17 protein-coding genes and 4 tRNA genes are annotated in these 19,406 nt (G+C 64.9%); 6 read left to right on the forward strand and 15 right to left on the reverse strand.

The genetic code is table 11. The features are described from left to right. Positions 1-7 precede the first annotated feature (7 nt). From ACTJLC_RS11550 to tsaB, 4 genes are read right to left on the reverse strand one after another with little or no spacing between them, the layout of a single operon-like run. Positions 8-1,006, reverse strand: coding sequence for a DUF1853 family protein (locus tag ACTJLC_RS11550; protein ID WP_073428104.1), 999 nt, complete (start codon positions 1,004-1,006; stop codon positions 8-10). Continuing rightward, on the reverse strand, positions 1,006-2,181 hold the full coding sequence (locus ACTJLC_RS11555) for a uracil-DNA glycosylase (RefSeq protein ID WP_073427959.1): 1,176 nt from the start codon (positions 2,179-2,181) through the stop codon (positions 1,006-1,008). The genes ACTJLC_RS11550 and ACTJLC_RS11555 overlap by 1 nt, the downstream gene beginning before the upstream one ends. After that, positions 2,168-2,662 carry a ribosomal protein S18-alanine N-acetyltransferase gene (rimI, locus tag ACTJLC_RS11560; RefSeq protein ID WP_073427958.1) on the reverse strand — a complete coding sequence of 165 codons (495 nt, stop codon included), beginning with the start codon at positions 2,660-2,662 and terminating at the stop codon, positions 2,168-2,170. The genes ACTJLC_RS11555 and rimI overlap by 14 nt, the downstream gene beginning before the upstream one ends. Then, a complete protein-coding gene (tsaB, locus tag ACTJLC_RS11565; RefSeq protein ID WP_310134671.1) occupies positions 2,659-3,459 on the reverse strand; it encodes a tRNA (adenosine(37)-N6)-threonylcarbamoyltransferase complex dimerization subunit type 1 TsaB in 801 nt (266 codons plus the stop codon). The genes rimI and tsaB overlap by 4 nt, the downstream gene beginning before the upstream one ends. A 164-nt stretch (positions 3,460-3,623) precedes the next feature. On the opposite strand from tsaB, the gene ACTJLC_RS11570 reads away from it, so the two are divergent. The 3 genes from ACTJLC_RS11570 to aceA all read left to right on the forward strand — a co-directional run bounded on the left by ACTJLC_RS11570 (position 3,624) and on the right by aceA (position 7,754). After that, the gene (locus tag ACTJLC_RS11570) at positions 3,624-3,893 is read left to right on the forward strand and encodes an acyl-CoA-binding protein (protein ID WP_073427956.1); all 270 of its coding nucleotides are present in this window, start codon (positions 3,624-3,626) and stop codon (positions 3,891-3,893) included. 477 nt (positions 3,894-4,370) lie between these two features. Next, positions 4,371-5,981, forward strand: a complete 1,611-nt coding sequence (locus ACTJLC_RS11575; RefSeq protein WP_073427955.1) for a DEAD/DEAH box helicase — start codon at positions 4,371-4,373, stop codon at positions 5,979-5,981. Between the two features lie 468 nt (positions 5,982-6,449). Beyond that, positions 6,450-7,754, forward strand: coding sequence for an isocitrate lyase (gene aceA / locus ACTJLC_RS11580; RefSeq protein WP_310124834.1), 1,305 nt, complete (start codon positions 6,450-6,452; stop codon positions 7,752-7,754). A gap of 248 nt (positions 7,755-8,002) precedes the next feature. On the opposite strand, the gene ACTJLC_RS11585 is transcribed toward aceA, so the two are convergent. Both ACTJLC_RS11585 and ACTJLC_RS11590 read right to left on the reverse strand, forming a co-directional pair. Continuing rightward, positions 8,003-8,437 carry a universal stress protein gene (locus ACTJLC_RS11585; RefSeq protein ID WP_073428103.1) on the reverse strand — a complete coding sequence of 145 codons (435 nt, stop codon included), beginning with the start codon at positions 8,435-8,437 and terminating at the stop codon, positions 8,003-8,005. 178 nt (positions 8,438-8,615) lie between these two features. After that, on the reverse strand, positions 8,616-9,518 hold the full coding sequence (locus ACTJLC_RS11590) for a LysR family transcriptional regulator (RefSeq protein WP_440844012.1): 903 nt from the start codon (positions 9,516-9,518) through the stop codon (positions 8,616-8,618). A 147-nt stretch (positions 9,519-9,665) separates the two neighbouring features. Between ACTJLC_RS11590 and ACTJLC_RS11595 the strand changes: the two genes are divergently transcribed. Beyond that, complete coding sequence (locus ACTJLC_RS11595) at positions 9,666-10,496, forward strand: (S)-2-haloacid dehalogenase (RefSeq protein WP_440844014.1); 831 nt, start codon at positions 9,666-9,668, stop codon at positions 10,494-10,496. A 96-nt stretch (positions 10,497-10,592) separates the two neighbouring features. After that, positions 10,593-12,194 carry a malate synthase A gene (aceB, locus tag ACTJLC_RS11600; protein ID WP_310134665.1) on the forward strand — a complete coding sequence of 534 codons (1,602 nt, stop codon included), beginning with the start codon at positions 10,593-10,595 and terminating at the stop codon, positions 12,192-12,194. 153 nt (positions 12,195-12,347) lie between these two features. Here aceB and ACTJLC_RS11605 read toward each other — a convergent pair whose 3' ends face one another. After that, positions 12,348-12,749 carry a gamma-glutamylcyclotransferase family protein gene (locus ACTJLC_RS11605; RefSeq protein ID WP_073427950.1) on the reverse strand — a complete coding sequence of 134 codons (402 nt, stop codon included), beginning with the start codon at positions 12,747-12,749 and terminating at the stop codon, positions 12,348-12,350. Between the two features lie 208 nt (positions 12,750-12,957). Here ACTJLC_RS11605 and ACTJLC_RS11610 point away from each other — a divergent pair, with 208 nt between their 5' ends. Then, positions 12,958-13,857, forward strand: coding sequence for an AraC family transcriptional regulator (locus ACTJLC_RS11610; protein ID WP_073427949.1), 900 nt, complete (start codon positions 12,958-12,960; stop codon positions 13,855-13,857). 23 nt (positions 13,858-13,880) lie between these two features. On the opposite strand, the gene ACTJLC_RS11615 is transcribed toward ACTJLC_RS11610, so the two are convergent. From ACTJLC_RS11615 to ACTJLC_RS11650, 8 genes are all read right to left on the reverse strand, one after another. Then, positions 13,881-14,345: a GNAT family N-acetyltransferase gene (locus tag ACTJLC_RS11615; protein WP_073427948.1), complete on the reverse strand. Its 465-nt coding sequence runs from the start codon at positions 14,343-14,345 to the stop codon at positions 13,881-13,883. Positions 14,346-14,484: 139 nt separating this feature from the next. Beyond that, a tRNA-Asp gene (locus tag ACTJLC_RS11620) sits at positions 14,485-14,561 on the reverse strand. A 46-nt stretch (positions 14,562-14,607) separates the two neighbouring features. Further along, positions 14,608-14,683: transfer RNA gene (locus ACTJLC_RS11625), tRNA-Glu, on the reverse strand. 61 nt (positions 14,684-14,744) lie between these two features. Continuing rightward, a tRNA-Asp gene (locus ACTJLC_RS11630) sits at positions 14,745-14,821 on the reverse strand. A 94-nt stretch (positions 14,822-14,915) separates the two neighbouring features. Continuing rightward, a tRNA-Glu gene (locus tag ACTJLC_RS11635) sits at positions 14,916-14,991 on the reverse strand. A gap of 347 nt (positions 14,992-15,338) precedes the next feature. Further along, positions 15,339-15,593 (reverse strand): hypothetical protein, encoded by a 255-nt coding sequence (locus tag ACTJLC_RS11640; RefSeq protein WP_073427947.1) that lies wholly within the window; start codon positions 15,591-15,593, stop codon positions 15,339-15,341. A gap of 87 nt (positions 15,594-15,680) precedes the next feature. Next, complete coding sequence (locus ACTJLC_RS11645) at positions 15,681-16,613, reverse strand: SAM-dependent methyltransferase (protein WP_073427946.1); 933 nt, start codon at positions 16,611-16,613, stop codon at positions 15,681-15,683. A gap of 170 nt (positions 16,614-16,783) precedes the next feature. Further along, positions 16,784-19,366, reverse strand: a complete 2,583-nt coding sequence (locus ACTJLC_RS11650; RefSeq protein ID WP_440844018.1) for a 2-oxoglutarate dehydrogenase E1 component — start codon at positions 19,364-19,366, stop codon at positions 16,784-16,786. Positions 19,367-19,406: the final 40 nt, after the last annotated feature.

A 19,406-nucleotide genomic window follows, 5' to 3' on the forward strand; every position in this document is an offset into this window, starting at 1 on the left:
GCTATCGCTATTGCCGCGCGTAGTTCCGCGCCTGCTCCGGCCACTCGTCCGGCACGATGAATCCACGCGAGCGCTCGATCGACGCGCCCGTGCCGTCGGAGACAAACGCGGCGACCATCGTCGGTCCAGGCTGATGCGAGATTTGCGCCGCGAGTGATTCGGCGTCGACGAAAGCACCACCCGCGGACCGCGCCTCATCTCGTTCGTGATGCCGCGGCGCGAGCCATTCGAGCCGGGGCAACACACGCCAGCTTTGTCCATGCGCGGCCGCGAAAGCCGGCCAATCGCCGCGTGTCACCCACCAGCCGCGTCCATGCGCCGGATCGAGCTCCACGGGATCGGACGGCGTCTCGCCATGCCGGTAAAACAGCCAGCCTTTGATGAACATGCGCGGCGCCCACGGCCCTTCGTGGCCGACCGACGCGAACTCTTCGCGCGCGCTCAGCGGCAACTGATGATTGAGCACATGCGCCAGCTTCAGATCGAAGCGGTCTTTCAGATTCGGGCCGACGTAATCCGCGAGGCGCGCGCGCCCTTCGCCGGCGTGCAGATAGCACTTCACGGCCAGTTCCCAATGCTGCCGCGCGCCCTGTTGCGTCTGCACGAGGAAATCGCATTCGCCGAGCGTGACGCCCGCGCGCCGCAGCGGCACACTCGCCGCGACCAGCCGCGCCGCCGGTCCATGCTGCAAAAACCACGCGAGCAGACGTTCGGCGTAGCGGCCCAGACGCGTGACGCGCGTCGCCGCGAGATCGCGATGCAAGGGTTCTGGCGCGGCGTCGAGCGCGCGCAGCCAGTCGACGGTGGCGGCGGCTTCGAGCGGCGTTTCGAAAGGATTCGCGAGCGCGCCCACTGGCGGCTGCGCGCGCAACAGATCGGCGCTCAGCAGCAGCCACGCGAGATCGCGCACCGCCGCATCACGCAACGAAGCGAGCAATGGATCCAGCAGCGCGGCATAAGCGCCGGGCGCGGCGGCGGGGGCCGCCGTCGGCCCGTCCGAGGCCATCACTGCGCCACGTTCGACGACGCGCCGCCGGCCGCGCGCCACGTATCGCGCGCGAGGCACAGGTCGGCCCACGCCTTCGCCTTGTCGGGCAGGCTGCGCAGCAGATACGCCGGGTGATAGGTGACGATGACCGGCACGCCCTCGTATTCGTGCACGCGGCCGCGCAGCGACGAAATGCTCGCGTCGGTTTTCAGCAGACTTTGCGCGGCAAAGCGGCCCAGCGCGACGATCAGCTTCGGCTTGACCAGCGCCACCTGGCGTTGCAGATACGGCTCGCAACGCGCGACCTCGTCCGGCTCGGGATTGCGGTTGCCGGGCGGGCGGCACTTGATCACATTCGCGATATAGACGTTGGCGTCGCGCGCGAGCGTGAGCGATCGCAGCATGTTGTCGAGCAGCTTGCCGGCCTGGCCGACGAACGGCTCACCGAGACGGTCTTCGTTTTCACCGGGCGCTTCGCCGATCAGCATCCAGTCGGCGTTGCGATCGCCGACACCGAACACCGTGTTCGTGCGCTTCTCGCACAGCCGGCAGCGTTGACAGCCGGCGACGCGCTCGCTCAACGAGTCCCAGTCGAGCGTGTGGATCGCGGGCGGTTCGGGGGTTTCATGGCGGGCTTCGGCGGCGACGTGCGCGTCGGTGGGCAGATCGTCGAACCACGCGAAATCGTCGTCGGGCGGCGCGTCGAATTGCGCCCGCTCGGCAGCGCCGGACCGCGGTGATTGCGGCTGACGCGGTTCCGCCAACGGCGCGCGACGCTCGGCCTGCCCGCCAGCCTGCGTCGGCGGCGCCGACTCGCTTGTGCGTGCCGAAGCCTCGCGGTCGAACCGACCGCGCGGTTCGCCCGACTGTGACGACGGCTCCGCACGATTCGCCCCACGCCGCTCGACCTCCGCTTGCGCGGAGCCGACGGGCCGGGTTTCGCCCGCGCGCATCGCGGGCCGCTCGGCGCTCTCCGTGCGAGCGGACTGGCTGCCGCCCTGCTCGCGCCCAACCGAAGCCGGCTCGCGCGCCGCGAAGCGTTGATCGTCACCGCGCGCGCCGTGCTCCGCTAACGCCGCGGCATCCGGCTCGACGCCGGCCTCGGCGACCGCTTCCCGCGCCGCCGCCATTCCGCGCCGCACCCACAGCGGCGTCAGCCCAAACTCTTCCAGTACCGATTCATGCAGCGCCATCTGCGCCCTCCGTGGCAAACGAGTAACGCATCACGATGGCGTCCTCCCGGCTGCGATGCCGCGCCGGATAATAATTCTTGCGCCGGCCGATCGACGCAAAGCCAAAACGTTCGTAAAGCCGGATCGCCCGATGATTCGACGGTCGCACTTCGAGCAGCAGGCCTTCGAGTTTCTCGGCGCGCGTGATGCGCACCGCCTCGCGCAGCAGCGCGAGCCCGGCGCCGGCGCCCTGCGCGGCGGGCGTCACACATAAGTTGAGCAGATGCATTTCATCGACCACCGGCATCAATACGCAATAGCCGATCAGCGTACCCGTGACGTGCCGCAGACAGACGCCGAAATAGCCGTTGCGCAGCGAATCGCCGAAATTACCGCGGCTCCAGGGGAATTCATAAGCAAGCTTTTCGATGGCCGCGACCTCGTCGAGATCGCCCTCGGTCATCGGCGACATATAGCGGTCCGCCAGCAACACGCCGCTCATTGCCCGGCCTCGCCCTGCCGCGCCTCGTGCGCGAGCCTCGCGGCTTGCCCGGCCTTGGCCGCTTTATCGGCGACGCGCTCCGCCGTGGTTTGCGCGACCTTGTCGCGCACGTATTCCGGCGCGGCCTGATCCGCAGGCACCGTGCGGCCGGCGCGCAACGCGCGCAGCGCCGCGTGCGCCAGAGGCACGGCGTGCGGCAGTGCTTCGCCGTCGACGGTTCGCGCGGCGGCAACGGCGGGTAGCCGCGCGCCGAAGGCCGCCGCGGCATTGCCCGCGAGTGTGAAGGGGACGTCGGGCAAGACCAGCCGGTCCGGCGCATCCAGCGAAGCCGCCTGAAGCGTGCGCCATTCGCCTTGCGCGTCGTCCCACGCGAAGTCGGCCCAATAGATTTCGTCCATGCGGGCGTCGAGCGCGGCCAGCACGCGCGTGGCCGACGGGTCGCGCAGCCTGGCGCTCTCCGCGCAGGCCAGCAGCGTGCTGATCGGCACCACCGGCAGGTTCAGGCCGAACGCGAGACCTTGAGCGACGCCGGTCGCCGTGCGCAAACCCGTGAACGAGCCGGGACCGGAGCCGAACGCAATGGCGTGGCAATCGGCCAACTTAAGGCCCGCTTCGTCGAACAGTTCGCGGATGGCGGGCAGCAGACGCGTGCTCGAGACCGCGCCGGTCTGCTCATGGCGCAACCAGATATGAGGCTGCGCGGACGAGTGGCCCGGCGCGCCGGCCGCGGCCGATAACAGCGCCACCGAGCAGAATTCGGTCGAGGTATCGAGGGCGAGGAGCACAGTTTGAGTCATGGACGGTATTGTAATCGGCACCGCGCACGCGGATGCGGTTTTGGGACGCCCACGCGCGCCTGGCATCGGCCGGTGTTTGGAGTGCGCCCTCGGGCACGCGGCGGTATCCAGTTGTTATGATCGTCAGCCCAACCCACCCCAACCCGCCCGGAGGCAAAACAACAATGACCGACATCAACGCGCAATTCACTCAAGCCCAGGAAGACGTCAAGCAACTGCCCGAGCGTCCTGGCAATCTCACTCTGCTGCGTCTCTATGCACTCTTCAAGCAGGCCACCGAAGGCGACGTGCACGGCGACAAACCGGGCTTTACCGATATCGTCGGCAAATACAAGTACGACGCCTGGGCGACGCTCAAGGGCACCGATCGGGACGCCGCGAAGCAGCAATACGTGGAACTCGTCGAATCGCTCAAAAGCGGCGCATCGGCGTAAGCCGGCCGCATCGACATAACGGCGTCGTGTGATCAGCCCGCTCTGACGGGCCGATTCGCCAGCCAATCGGCGTCAGGCGGCAACCCGCTAGCAGCCCGAGCAAACTTTTTCAGTAAGAAACGTCCTAACAGTGGCGCGGTGCAACAAAAGTCGATACAATGCCGCCTGCGCTTCACTGCTTTGCCCGGCTTTCTCCTAGCGGCCCTTGCGGCGCAGCGCCTCGTAGCGTTTAGCTCCAATCCAGTTTAGAACCTGTCCCCTCCTGCCTAGCCCCCTACGGGCGATCATGTCCCAGGCTGGCGGCACGCCGTGTTGGCATGTCGCATCCGATACAGCTTCTAACGAAAAGCTCGCCTTCATTGCTGCGAGCTGCCCCCGTTTTTCGATTTGCTCGCTGCTTCTTTGCTCGCTGAATCCGACGACTTGGGTATGCCGATTGGCGCCGACGTTTTAATTCCCTGTGTTTTAAGGATTCACATGACTTCGAGCAATACCTCCAGCAGCCCGTTGAACGCCATCGCCGATCAAGCCCTCGGTCTCGCCGACGCACCCGTGCAAGCCGCAGCCGCTGCTGCCGCTCCGGAAGCCGTCGCGGCTGTCGCGGCTGAGCCCACCGGCCCGACGTTCGCGTCGCTCGGTCTGTCCGCGGACGTCGTCTCCGCGCTGACCGCCGCTGGCTATCAGAACCCGACGCCGGTTCAGCAACGCGCCATCCCGGCCGCTATCGCCGGCCGCGACCTGATGGTCTCGAGCCCGACCGGTTCGGGCAAGACCGCCGCGTTCATGCTGCCCGCCATCGAGCGTTTCTCGCAACTGCAAAAGGCGCAAGCCAGCCAGCCGCGCGAACCGCGTCCGGCTGACGGCGCCCGCACGCGCCGTCCGCAACCGGTTGCCCGTCCGACCATGCTGGTGCTGACGCCGACTCGCGAACTGGCGATGCAGGTCACGACCGCCGCCGCCACGTACGGCAAGCACCTCAAGCGTCTGCGCACCGTCAGCATTCTGGGCGGCGTCGCTTACGGCCAACAGCTGATGCTGCTGGCGAAGAACCCGGAAATCCTGGTCGCCACGCCGGGCCGTCTGATCGACCACCTGGAGCGCGGTCGCATCGATCTGTCGCAACTGCAGATCCTCGTGCTCGACGAAGCCGACCGCATGCTCGACATGGGCTTCATCGAAGACATCGAAACGATCGTCGCGGCCACGCCGGCCACGCGTCAAACCATGTTGTTCTCGGCCACGCTCGACGGCAAGATCGGCTCGCTGACCGGCCGCCTGCTGAAAGATCCGGAGCGTATCGAGATCGTTCAGCGCCTCGAACAGCGCACCAACATCGCGCAAACCGTCCACTACGTGGATGACCGCGATCACAAGGATCGCCTGCTGGACCATCTGCTGCGCGACGCCGGCCTCGATCAGGCTATCGTCTTCACGGCAACCAAGATGGACGCCGACCAGTTGGCCGGCCGCCTGGCCGACGCCGGTTTCGAATCGGCCGCGCTGCACGGCGACCTGCCGCAAGGCGCACGCAACCGCACGATCCGCGCACTGCGCGAGCGCCGGGTGCGCGTGCTGGTGGCAACGGACGTCGCCGCTCGCGGCATCGACATTCCGGGCATCACGCACGTGTTCAACTACGATCTGCCGAAGTTCGCTGAAGACTACGTGCACCGTATCGGCCGTACCGGCCGTGCGGGCCGCTCGGGTATCGCGGTGAGCCTCGTGCATCACGCGGAACAGGGCGCGTTGAAGCGCATCGAGCGCTTCGTGCGCACTCCGCTGGCGGTCAACGTCGTCGAGGGTTTCGAGCCGCGCAAGTCGGCTCCGTCGGGCACGGGTCGTCCTGGCTTTGGCGGCCGCGGCCGTCCGGGCGGCGGCAACGGCGGCGGCCGTCGCTTCGGTAGCGGCAGCGGCGCGGGCAAGCCGGCCGGCAACGGCGGCGGTGCACGCAGCGGTAGCGGCAACGGCGGCGGCTGGGCCGGCAAGTCGGCTGGCGGCGGTTCGCGTGAAGGCTACGGCGGTTCGCGTGACGGCGGCTTCGGCGCACGCCGCAGCGACGGCCCGCGCACGGCGCGTCGCGGCAGCTAACGGCATGAGGCCGGGCGCCTTCGGGCAACCGGCCATTGCATGGCTCGTGCGGAAAGCAGCACGAAAGTCAGCATGAAAAAACCCGGACGGCCCCGCGCCTTCCGAGGAGTCAAAAGAAACCGGTGCTCAGGCGCCGGTTTTTTTTCGTCCGCGTTTGGGTGGGCGCCCATATTTCACGATGTGGAAAATTTTTTTGCGTCGTAAAAAATCGTGCTGCAAAGCACAAGACAGGCTATTGCAAGATGGAAAAAGACGTTTCTTAATGCGGAAAGATTCGTGCAAGCCGTTGATTTTAAACATAAACAAATATTCCAAAAACACTTCACCGCGACTGTCGCGCGACCAGCGGTTTGCCTAGACTCTTATATAAGACTTCACGAAACGAAACGCCGGAAAGTCCCCGCCTCCGGCCAGCCGCTTCGAGAAGACAGAGTCACCCATCCATTACAGGCAACCAAGGAGCACACCATGTCCCGTGAAGAACAAGCCAGGCAACTTCAACAGCAATGGGCCACCGATCCGCGCTGGAAGGGCGTCAAGCGCACCTACACCGCCGAAGACGTGGTCCGCCTGCGCGGTTCGGTTCAAGTGGAGCACACGCTTGCCAAGCGCGGCGCGGAAAAGCTGTGGGAAAGCGTCAATAACGAGCCGTTCGTGAACTCGCTCGGCGCGCTGACCGGCAACCAGGCGATGCAGCAGGTCAAGGCGGGCCTGAAGGCAATTTATCTGTCGGGCTGGCAAGTGGCGGGCGACGCGAACGTCGCCGGCGAAATGTACCCGGACCAGTCGCTGTATCCGGCGAACTCGGTGCCGCTCGTCGTGAAGCGCATCAACAATACCTTGACGCGCGCCGACCAGATCCAGTGGTCGGAAGGCAAGAATCCGGGCGACGAAGGCTACATCGACTACTTCGCGCCGATCGTGGCCGACGCTGAAGCCGGTTTCGGCGGCGTGCTCAACGCCTTCGAACTGATGAAGGCGATGATCGAAGCGGGCGCCGCGGGCGTGCACTTCGAGGACCAGCTCGCGTCGGTCAAGAAGTGCGGCCACATGGGCGGCAAGGTGCTCGTGCCGACCCGCGAGAACATCGCCAAGCTGACTGCCGCGCGTCTCGCCGCCGACGTCTCGGGCGTGCCGACCGTGCTGCTCGCGCGCACCGACGCGGAAGCCGCCGATCTGATCACCTCGGACGTCGATGAAAACGACAAGCCGTTCCTGACCGGCGAGCGCACGGTCGAAGGTTTCTATCGCACCAAGCCGGGTCTCGATCAGGCGATTTCGCGTGGCCTCGCCTACGCGCCGTTTGCCGACATGATCTGGTGCGAAACCGGCAAGCCCGACCTCGAATTCGCGAAGAAATTCGCCGACGCGATCCACAAGGAGTTTCCGGACCAGCTCCTGTCGTACAACTGCTCGCCGTCGTTCAACTGGAAGAAGAATCTCGACGACGCCACCATCGCCAAATTCCAGCGCGAGCTCGGCGCGATGGGCTACAAGTTCCAGTTCATCACGCTGGCCGGCTTCCACGCGCTGAATTACTCGATGTTCAACCTCGCGCACGGCTATGCCCGCAACCAGATGACCGCGTTCGTCGAAATGCAGCAGGCCGAATTCGCCGCGGCCGAAAAGGGCTTCACCGCGGTCAAGCATCAGCGCGAAGTCGGCACCGGCTACTTCGACGCGGTCACGCAAACGGTCGAACGCGATGCCTCGACCACCGCGCTGCACGGCTCGACCGAAGACGAGCAGTTCTTCGACAAGAAAGTCGCGTGATCGGACACCGCGTCTGATCGCGGCAACGGCAAGGCAAAGACGAAAAAGCGGCCCCGTCAGAGGGCCGCCGTCAGGGAGAAAAAGCCACGAGGCGTGAACGGATCGCGCCTTGTGACTGAAATCTGGGAACGTTGGGAAGAGCGGAGACCAAGCCGGCACGGCGCATCGTGCGGCGACCAGGGGCGCGCCGGCCTGGACGGCCGGCGCGTTTCCTTCAGGACGCGGAAAGCGGACCTTGCCCAAGCCATTCAGCGATACACGATCACCGGAATCTTGGTATGCGTAAGCACCCGCTGTGTTTCGCTGCCGATCAGCAGACTGCCGAGTCCGCGACGCCCGTGCGACGCCATGAAAATCACGTCGCAGCGGCCCTGCTCGGCCGCCTCGATGATGCCGAGGTACGGCGCCGGGTGCACGCTGGTGCGGCTGTCGAACGCGACGCCGACCCGCCGCGCCGCCAGTTCCACCTCGCGCAAATGCGCCTGCGCTTCGCGCTCGCTGCGCTGCAGGAACTCGGACGGCGGCTCGACCACCACATCGGCGAAAGGCGAGTACGGATATTGCGGCAGACACGCGTAGGCCGTGATACGCGCGCCGACCGCCTGCGCGAGATCGATCGCGCCGTCGATCGCCTTGCGTGACAGGTCGGAACCATCGGTCGGAACCAGGATGTGCCTGAACATGATGCCCTCCGTCGCCGGCTGCGCGCAGCGCGGCGTCAGCGCCAAACGAAGCGCGGCAGACGAACCGCTTCAATCGATTGTAGTGCGCGGAAACGCACACACGCGTTGGGTTCAGGGTCTGTTCGCATATCGGAAACCCCTGCGCGGGTATGCGAGGCGCGCGACACGCCGCCCGGCGTCAGCCCCAGTAATCGGGATGGCCGTATGTATGCTTGAGAAAATCCAGAAACAGCCTGACCCGCAGCGGCAGATGGCGACGCTGCGGAAACACCGCGTGGATGCCGATCGGCGGTGCGGCGAATTCGTCGAGCACGCTCACGAGGCGCCCGGCAGCGATGTCGGTGCCGACCTCCCACCACGAACGCCACGCGAGCCCATGGCCTTCGAGGCACCAGTCGTGCAGCACCGCGCCGTCCGAGCATTCCATCGTGCCGGACACCTTGATCGACACCACCTTGTCGCCCTGCTGGAACATCCAGCCGCGCTGCTGATTGGCGCTCGCGCCGAGCGCGAGACAGTTGTGATGCGCGAGATCGGCCAGTGTGTGCGGCGCGCCGCGCCGGCTCAGATACAACGGCGAAGCCACGCAGACGCGGCGGTTTTCACCCAACTTGAGCGACACCAGCGACGAATCCGGCAATTCGCCCAGACGCACCGCGCAATCGAAACCCTCGTTGACGAGATCCACCAGCCGGTCGGAGAGATCGAGCGTGATCGAGACGTCGGGATGCGCGACGGTGAAAGCCGGCACCAGCGGCGCCACGTGCTTGCGCCCGAACCCGGCCGGCGCCGACAGCCGCAAATGGCCGCTCGCCTTCACCCCGCCCGCCGACACGCTCGCCTCGGCGTTCTGCATATCGTGAATGATGCGCTGGCAGTCTTCGAGAAAGGCGGAGCCTTCGAAGGTCAGCGTGATCTTGCGCGTGGTGCGCACCAGCAATTTGACGCCGAGGCGCTCTTCGAGCGCGTCGATGCGGCGGCCGATGATCGCCGGCGCGACGCCTTCGGCGGATGCCGCGGCGGAGAGGCTGCCCTTGGCCGCGACGGCGGCGAAAGTCTCGATCTGCTTGAAACGGTCCATGAGGGCTGGGTGCAGCAGTGTGGAAAGTGGTCGATGCGCGTGAGATTAGGTGGGTGAAAGTAAAAGATCAAGTGATATTCAGCCTCTTTCTTAGCGCGGAGCATCACTAATACAATCCGTCTCGACCTCTGACAAGAGTGCACGGCAATGTCGGCCACAACGACACTCTCCCCTAAAGCAGTGATTTTCGACGCCTACGGCACGCTTTTCGACGTGCATTCGGTGATCGCCGCCGCGGAACAACTATTCCCCGGCCACGGCGACGCGCTTTCGCAGCTGTGGCGACAAAAACAGATCGAATACACGCAGTTGCGCACGCTGGCCGCTCCGGCCGATGCACCCGGTGCGCACTACCGGCCGTTCTGGGACATCACGCTCGATGCGTTGCGCTTTTCCGCGCGCAAGCTTCAGCTCACGCTGGGGCGCGCGGCCGAAAAGCGCCTGATGGACGAATACGCGTGCCTGTCCGCCTTCCCCGATGCAATGCCCGCGTTGCGTCAGTTGCGCGACGCGGCTTCGGCCTCCGTATCGCCGCCGACCCCGGGCGCGCAAGCCGGCTCACGCGCCGGGCTCGCGATCCTTTCGAACGGCAACCCGCAAATGCTCGACATCGCGTTGAAGAGCGCCGGCATGACGGGCTTGTTCGATCACGTTCTTTCCGTCGACGCCGTGCGCGCCTACAAACCCTCGCCCGCCGCTTATGGCCTTGCCACGCAAGCGTTCGGCGCGCAGCCGCGCGAGATCGTCTTCGTATCGTCGAACGGGTGGGACGTGGCGGGCGCGGCGTGGTTCGGCTTCACCGCTTTCTGGCTCAACCGCCAGAACGCGCCCGCAGAGGAGTTGGGCGTCGCGCCGCATGGCGTCGGCGCGGGCATGAACGATCTGCTCGCTTTTCTGGCGACGCTCGCGCCGCCCGCTCGCACGAGCGGCAGTGGCAACCCCGGCGGCAACCGCACGCGCCACGGCCCTGGCGCATGACGAGCGCCACCCGGACCCACGACACCCGCATTTCAAACGCACGCAACCGCATCTGAACATCCGCATTTTTGCAATCTGACCGACCAAGGAGAAATCATGGCGAATCCGCTGTCATCGTTGTCGCTGCCCCAGGGCATGGAAATCACGGCTGAAATCAAGCCGGGCTATGAAGCGATTCTCACGCGCGAGGCGCTCGAACTCGTCGCCGCGCTGCATCGCACGTTCGAACCGCGCCGCCAGCAGTTGTTGCAGGCGCGCGCGGAGCGCACCAAGCGGCTCGACGCCGGCGAGCGTCCCGACTTCCTCGCCGAAACCCGAAGCGTGCGCGACGGCGACTGGACCATCGCGCCGCTGCCGCAAGACCTGCAATGCCGGCGCGTGGAAATCACCGGGCCGGTGGAGCGCAAGATGATCATCAACGCGCTGAACTCCGGCGCCGATTCATACATGACCGATTTCGAGGATTCGAATGCGCCGAGCTGGGATAACCAGATCACCGGTCACATCAATCTGCGGGACGCGGTGCGCCGCACGATCTCGCTCGAACAGAACGGCAAGTCATACAGGCTGAACGACAAGGTCGCCACGTTGATCGTGCGTCCGCGCGGCTGGCATCTGGACGAGAAGCACGTGAAGGTGGACGGCAAGCGCGTGTCGGGCGGCATCTTCGATTTCGCGCTGTTCATGGTGCACAACGCGAAGGAACTGATCGCGCGCGGCTCGGGCCCCTACTTCTATCTGCCGAAGATGGAAAGCCATCTGGAAGCGCGTCTGTGGAACGACATCTTCGTCGCGGCGCAGGAAGCGGTCGGCGTGCCGCGCGGCACGATCCGCGCGACCGTGCTGATCGAAACGATCCTCGCCGCGTTCGAAATGGACGAGATCCTGTACGAATTGCGCGAGCATAGCTCGGGGCTGAACGCCGGGCGCTGGGACTACATCTTCTCGGCGATCAAGAAGTTCAGAAGCGACAAGGACTTCTGCCTCGCCGACCGCTCGCGGATCACGATGACCGCGCCGTTCATGCGTGCGTATGCGCTGCTGTTGCTGAAGACCTGCCATCGCCGCAATGCGCCGGCCATCGGCGGCATGAGCGCGCTGATCCCGATCAAGAACGATCCGGCGGCGAACGACAAGGCCATGGCCGGCGTGCGCTCCGACAAGGCGCGCGACGCCGGCGACGGTTACGACGGCGGCTGGGTCGCGCATCCGGGTCTCGTGCCGATCGCGATGGAGGAATTCGTCAAGGTGCTCGGCGACAAGCCCAATCAGATCGGCAAGCAACGCGACGACGTGCTCGTCACGGCGACCGACCTGATGGACTTCCGTCCCGAAGCGCCGATCACCGAAGGCGGTCTGCGCAACAACATCAATGTCGGCATTCACTACCTGGGCTCGTGGCTCGCGGGCAATGGCTGCGTGCCGATTCACAATCTGATGGAAGACGCCGCCACCGCGGAAATCTCGCGCTCGCAGGTATGGCAATGGATTCGCTCGCCGAAGGGCAAGCTCGACGACGGCCGCAAGGTGACGGTCGAACTGGTGCGTGAGCTGTCGGCTGAGGAGCTCGACAAGGTGAAGCAGGCGGTGGGCGGCGACACGAAGCCCTACGAACGCGCCGCGCAGATCTTCGAGCAGATGTCGACGTCGGAACAGTTCACCGACTTCCTGACGCTGCCGTTGTACGAGGAAATTTGAGGCGGCTCTCGAAGCTCGGCAGTAAGCCCGCTTTCGCCATCGGGTACGACATGAAAGCGGCTTGAGCCGCAAGACCGACCCGCCGACGGCCCGCCAGGCGCATGCCTGTCGGGCCGTTTTTTTAACTTGCCATGCACGCGTCGTGCGCCCGCGCTATCGCGTGTTGCGGTACTCGACCCAATCACCCGATCTGATTTCGGGAAGCCCCTTCACCGCATTGGGCGCGACCGGATAGAAGCGGCAGTTCACCACGTTGCCGTCCACTTTCACCATCACGTCGCGCGCGACGAAACGCTCTTCCACACCGGGATAGACCGCTTCGATTTCGTCGAGCACGGCGATGAGCTCATCGTCGATTTCGTAGACGTCGCCCTTGACCTCCACGCCCGCTTCGTCGACGACGAGGCCGGGATACAAACCAAAGTCGAACAGATGGCCGCGGACCGTGGCGCTGCCGAGCAGATTCGGCTCGGCAATGTCGTTACGCGCGGCGGCGGCGCGGATGTCGTTCACTTCACCGGCCCGCAACGTGCCGTATACGAAGACAGTCTGCATCGTCGTGTGCTCTCCTTGAATGGTGTTCGGGTGGTTTGCGTTGGGCGGCGACCCATGCAATCGGCACATTATGCAACGGCGGGCCGCGAGCAACACCTACAATGAGAAGCTCGCACGGTTCCGGGTTTTCATGCGCTCACGCTTCGATGGGTGTCGCGCTTGCTGGTTTCGCGCTTCTTGAGTTTCGTCATCTGGATCGATCTTTGTCATGACTTCGTCCGCCGACTCTGGTCCGTCGAGCCTCGTGCACTTCGCCGACATTCCGCCCGAATTCCAGCCGACGCCAACGCATCCGATCCGCGTGCGCTCGCGGCTGATGCCCGCGGGCTCGCGCTTCGCGCGTCATACGCATGCGTGGGCACAGGTGGCCTATGCGTCGCGCGGCGTGCTGCGGGTCGCGACGACCGGCACGACATGGATGGTGCCGCCCTCGCGGGCCATCTGGGTGCCGCCGCACGTGACCCATGAAGTCGTCGCCGTCGAAGACGCCTTCTTGCGCACGCTCTATATCACCGACAGCACGGTGCCGGCCGGGCTCGACACGCCGCGCGTGGTGGAAGTGTCGAATCTGCTGCGTGAAGTGATTGCCGCGCTCGACGCGCCCGATATTTCGGCAACGCGCGAGCAGTTGCTCGGCGCCCTCGCTCTGGACGAGCTGACGCGTTCGGAGCCGCTGCCGCTTTCCGTGCCGATGCCCAACGAAAAGCGTCTGCGTGCGCTGTGCGAGGCGGTGATCGCAGACCCGACTCATGGCGAATCGCTCGAGTATTGGGCGTCCAGCGTGGGCGCGAGTACGCGCACGATTGCGCGGCTGTTTCGCCAGGAACTCGGCGTGAGCTTTTCGCAGTGGCGTCAGCAGGCGATCCTGGCGCGGGCGATTCCGCTGCTGAGCCAGGGGCGGCCGCTCTCGCATGTCGCGCTGGAGTTGGGCTACCAAAGCCAGAGCGCGTTTTCGGCGATGTTCCGGCGCGCGTTCGGCGCGAGTCCGCGCGCGTTCATCGAGCGTGGCTCGGAGCATCGCTTGAAAAATGGCGAGCACGACGAAGCGGAAGAAGACGACGAGGCCGCGCAAGACCGCGCGGATGCGTCAAACGGTTTCGGCCGCTGAGCACAGGCGTGGAATCATCTGCCTTAAACCCGCCGCGCCAGATGACGGATGGCGCCGAGTTGCGCGAGACGCGGCCCGGTCAGCTTGTAGCCCTTGCGCTGATAGAGCCGCGCAGCGGGATTGTCGACGAACACGCGCAGCTGCAACTCGCGCAAGCCTCGCTCGCGCGCCCATTGATGTGACATATCGAGCAGATAGGTGCCGGCACCGAGCCGCCGATGCCCTTCGGCGATCTGCACGTCGCGGATATGCAGCGAATCGCCTTCTTGCGTGATGCGCAGCACGCCGATCGGCGTACCGTCCACTTCGAGAATGAAATTCTCCGATTCGCGCCAACTGCCCAGAAACAGATCGCCACGCCAGACAAGATGATGACGGCGATAGTAGCCGCCCATGTTGTTGCGCGTCAGCGCCTCGGCGAACTCGAAATCGTCGATGCTGGCCTGGCGCAAATGAAACGGCGACGGAGCTTCGGTGGGATCGAACATGGCGGAACGACGAAGAGGAGTCGGGTCAACGGTAAAACAGGCCGCGCGCGCTGGCAATGGCTGTTTGTCCCGAGCATACCCAGGCCAGGCAGCGGAAATAAAAAAAGCCCACTTCTTGCGAAGTGGGCTTTCCTGAATCTGGCGGAGCGGACGGGACTCGAACCCGCGACCCCCGGCGTGACAGGCCGGTATTCTAACCAACTGAACTACCGCTCCAGATTTCCGCACCGTTCAGATTTCCAACCGAACGACGCCGATGACTTGGCGTCCCCTAGGGGATTCGAACCCCTGTACTCACCGTGAAAGGGTGATGTCCTAGGCCTCTAGACGAAGGGGACAACGTACTGCTTACACCTTTAATGAAAAAGCCCGTTCAAGTTTGCATGAACGGGCTTTGTCTGGCGGAGTGGACGGGACTCGAACCCGCGACCCCCGGCGTGACAGGCCGGTATTCTAACCGACTGAACTACCACTCCAGTCTTTACACCCTAGCTTGCGAGCGTCGGTTATTTCTCTGCAAGCCGCATTGCTTTACTGTGTTACTTCGAACACTAAAGCGACGCTGATGTTTGGCGTCCCCTAGGGGATTCGAACCCCTGTACTCACCGTGAAAGGGTGATGTCCTAGGCCTCTAGACGAAGGGGACATAATCTTTTCAAATCATGTCTGACTCGCTGCCAACTCACGATAACTTGCTAGTTATTCGTTTCATCAACTGCGAAGTCCGCTATTTTAACTACGTCGCAACTGTTTGTGAAGTCTTTTTTGCTACAAGTTCCAAGCTTCAGAACGACTTCACCTGGCTACTCGGCTTCAGCATATCTGGCTCATAAAACAGCTTCTTGAACCTGCGCCGAAGCGCCCAGCAGCGAAGAACGAAATTATACGCACGCCTCTTCGCAGCGCGCAAGAATTTTCTATCACTGCGCTGCCTCGTTGCCGTGTCACTGCCTTGTCACTGCGACAGCGCGGCGGCGGCGCGAACGGTATCGTCTATGACGGGTGCGCAGGCCCGCTGCCCTTGCGAATTCCCGCTTGCCGCGGATCCGAATCGCGTCGGCCGGGCTCATCGGCTGCGACGTTCTCGCGACGCAGTTGCGCATTGGGACTCGATGTGCGCGCCTTGCCGCGATCGGGCTCCGCCTCGGTGTTGGTGCCGGTCTTGCCGTTGCTTCTGTTGGCGACTTCGCCGGTCCGATCAAGCTCGTCGTCGAGATCGTCGCTGTCCAGATCGTCGTCGGGGTTCATCGCTCGGCCTCCGTCAGATCATGTGCCAACACATAGGTCAGCAACGCGCGGGCCCGCCAGTTTCGACTACCCCGACGCCGACATCTTTCAGTCCGGCTTGCGCGCCACGACAGTCGGAAACATGCGGGCGCGATCGTCGACGAACGTGATGTCCGTGAAGCCCGCGCGCTCGAGTTGCTCGCGCGTTTGCGCGTGGGTACGGAAAGCACTCCACTTCGCCTCGATCACCCGCACGAACAGCACATGCTGAAGCGCGAGCGCAGCCGTGGACACCGCGCTCATATCCCACGGCGACTCGGGCGACAGCACCGGCGGCGGCGTCAGAAAGCTCGTCACCAATTGCCCGCCCGGTTTCAACGCATCGAGGAACTTGCGATAGAGCGCGACCACGCGCTCATCGTCGGGCTCGTAGATATTGAGGCCGTTGCTCGTCAGCACGTCCGCCTCGGCATTCAGATCCATCGCCCATGCGTCGGCCTGGCGAAGCGACAGCCGCTCGGTCAACCCACGCTCGGCCGCGAGCGCACGCGCGCCGTCCAGAGCCCGCTGATCGAGATCGACGCCGACCAGCCTGACATCGGCACACGCGGTGTAATCGAGCAGCAGCAAATCGCCCATCAATCCGCACGGCACCGATGCAAGCACGAAACCGGGCTTGAGCCGCGCCTGCACTTCGCGACGAAACAGCCCGAAGCGCTCGCGCGTGGCAAGCACGGCCGGCATCTCCTCGAAGACCCGATATTCGAGTTCGGACACCGCGCCACGCTGCAAGGTGCCCGGCTCATAGGTCACGAGGCGGTGCGTCCAGTACGCATCGAGTCCGCGATTGGCGAGCAGGAAGCGGCCAAGCTCGAACGCGGACAACTGATCGACGAGCGCGACCTGCTGCTCGATCGTCGCGCCGGGAAGATCGGCGCCGGCGCGCAGCCGCGCTTTCGCGGTCTCGACGGTGTGTTCGTGCGAGAGGTCGGGACGGCTATCGTGCGAAACATGCGAAATCAGTCGATCGGAATCATTCATCAGGAATGTCGATGGGTTGGTGAAATGGAAGCGTGATCATAGCCCGCTTATCCAGCTCGGACCAACGCGTAACGCCACGTTCCCGATCCCAAGAAGCCTTCTCGAAGCGAGCGCGGCAGCGGCGCGCGCAACCCACCGCCACGCCGCCGCCCCGCCCTGCCGACGAATCGCTACGTCCGCGCCAAAGCCTGCGCCACCAACCGTTGCTGCTCCTGCAAGTGAGCCTGCATCGACGAATGCGCGCCCGATGCCGTCGCGTTCCTGCACACATTGCCGAGCCGGCAACGCGCCGGCATCGCTTCGTCGATCTCGTCCCGCACGAAGTGCCACGCGCCGTGGTTCTTTTCCTCTTCCTGGGCCCAGACCACTTCCGCGACGTTCGGGAATCCGGCCAGCGCATCCGCGAGTTCCCGCGTCGGGAACGGATACAACTGTTCGATGCGGATCAGCGCCGTGCGCCTATCGCCGGACGCGTCGCGCGCGGCCTGCAAGTCGTAAAAGAACTTGCCGCTGCACAGTACGACGCGGCTCACCGCATCCGCCGACGCGATCCCGGCATCGCGCAGCAACGGCGCGAACGAGCCGCCGTTCAATTCGTCCAGCGCGGCGTGCGAACGCGGATTGCCGTGCAGTTGCCCTTTCGGCGACATCACGACGAGCGGTTTGGGATCGTCGCTCAGCGCCTGCTCGCGCAGCATGTGAAACCACTGCGACGACGTGGAAGGCATCACGACCTTCATGTTGCCGTCGGCGCACAGTTGCAGGAAACGCCCGAGGTAGGCGCTCGAATGCTCGGGGCCGAAGCCTTCGTGACCGTGCGGCAAGAGCAGCGTCAGCGCGGACGGATAGCCCCATTTGTCATGGCCCGCCGCGATGTACTGATCGATGAAGACCTGCGCGCCGTTCACGAAGTCGCCGAACTGCGCTTCCCAGATCGTGAGCCGTGTCGTCGACTGCACGCTGTAGCCGTATTCGAAGCCGAGCACGGCTTCCTCGGTGAGCGGCGAGTTGACGATGTCGAAGTCCCCTTGATGCGCCCCGATGTTTTGCAGCGGCACGTAGCGCTCGCCCGGATCCGCCGTGTCGGTCTGCGAATGCCATACGGCATGCCGATGCATGAACGTGCCGCGGCCGACGTCCATGCCCGAAATCCGCACGCTGCCGCCGTCGTCGAGCAGGCTCGCATAGGCGAGATTCTCGGCGAAACACCAGTCGACCGTTTGGCGTTCGTCGGCCACCGCCGCCCGCCATTTCGCGATCAGGCCGCGGACGAAATCGTGCACCTGCAAGCCCGCCGGCGTGCGCGTCAGCGCCGCCGTCAGCGACTGCAAGCGCGCGAGCGACAACGGCCGGCCGGGCCTTGCCGTGACCGCGCGGTGTGGCCTCGGCGTCGGCGTGGGCTTGGCACGCGTTTGCAGATGCTTCAGCGCCTGGGCGCGCAATTCCGCAAGCGGCGTCTCGTCCACGAGCGCCGCGTGATACATCTCGGTGACCGTCGGGTGCGAGGCGATCGTCGCTTGCTGAAACGGCTGCGTGATGGCGGGCACGTCATGCTCCGAGTGACCGAGACGCCGGTAGCCGATCAGGTCGATGACGACATCCGCACCGTATTTCATCCGGTATTCGAAGGCGATTTTCGCGGCCCGCACGACCGCGTCGGGGTGATCCGCGTTGACGCGGATCACGGGCGCGTCGATCATCCGCGCGATGTCGGTGCAGTACGCATTCGCTTCGACGTCCATCCGGTTCGGCGTCGTGAAGCCGATCTGATTGTTCACGATCACGTGGATCGTGCCGCCCAGCGCATAGCCCTCCTTGCGCGTGAGGTTGAGCGTCTCCATCACGATGCCCTGGCCGGCGAATGCCGCGTCGCCGTGCATGACGAGAGGCAGGCAGCGGATGTCGGGATGCTCGTCCTGGTAAGCGCGCGCCATGCCGCTGACCACGGGATGAACGCTCTGCAGATGCGAGGGATTGTGCGCAAGCACGAGCGCCACGTCGCCGTCCGGCGTCTCCTTCACCACCGCGCCGCCGAAGTGATACGGCAGGTCGCGCTGAAGCGCCGAGAACCGCGATTGCTGGTCGAGGCAGTCCACGATTTGCGCGGGATCGAAACCCATCACGTTGACGAGCATGTTCAGCCGGCCGCGATGCGGCATGCCGGCGAAAATCTGCCGCACGCCATGCTGGCCGGCCTGCTCGACGATGGCTTCGATCAGCGGTATCAGGCTCTCGCAACCTTCCAGCGAAAAACGCTTCGCATGCTCGAAACGCGCGGCGACGTGGCGCTCCCACATTTCCGCGGCCAGCAGGCGCTGCAACACCTTGTGCCGCTGATCGTGGGCCGGCAGCGGCGCGAGTTGCGCTGACTTCAGGCGCGCGCATAACCAGGCGCGCGGCGCCTCGTCGCGGATGCCCGTCACGTCGAGCCCGATCGCCCCGCAGTAGACGTGCCGCAGTTGCCGTTCCAGTTCGTGCACGGTGGCCGATGGCGGCAGCAATGCGTTATCGGCGGCGATCTGCTGCGTCGGCTCGAGGCCGTGAAACTGCGGCTGCAACTGCGGCACCTCGGGCAGCGGCGTCAGATGCAGCGGGTCGAGCTGCGCCTGACGATGACCATGCAGGCGGTACGCCTCGATGAAATGCTTGATCCGCAGGGAGCCCGCTGTCGTCGGCGCATGGGCAGCCGGCTCGAGAGGTGCGCTAAAGGGCTGGCGAGAAAGGGTAATCGGCTCGGAGTAGGCGTGTGACATGTTGATTAGGCATCCGGGGAGAAACCGTCAATCGGATCTC

Origin of the sequence: Paraburkholderia sp. 22099, from assembly GCF_052045835.1 — a bacterium.
Classification (GTDB): Bacteria; Pseudomonadota; Gammaproteobacteria; order Burkholderiales; family Burkholderiaceae; genus Paraburkholderia; species Paraburkholderia terricola.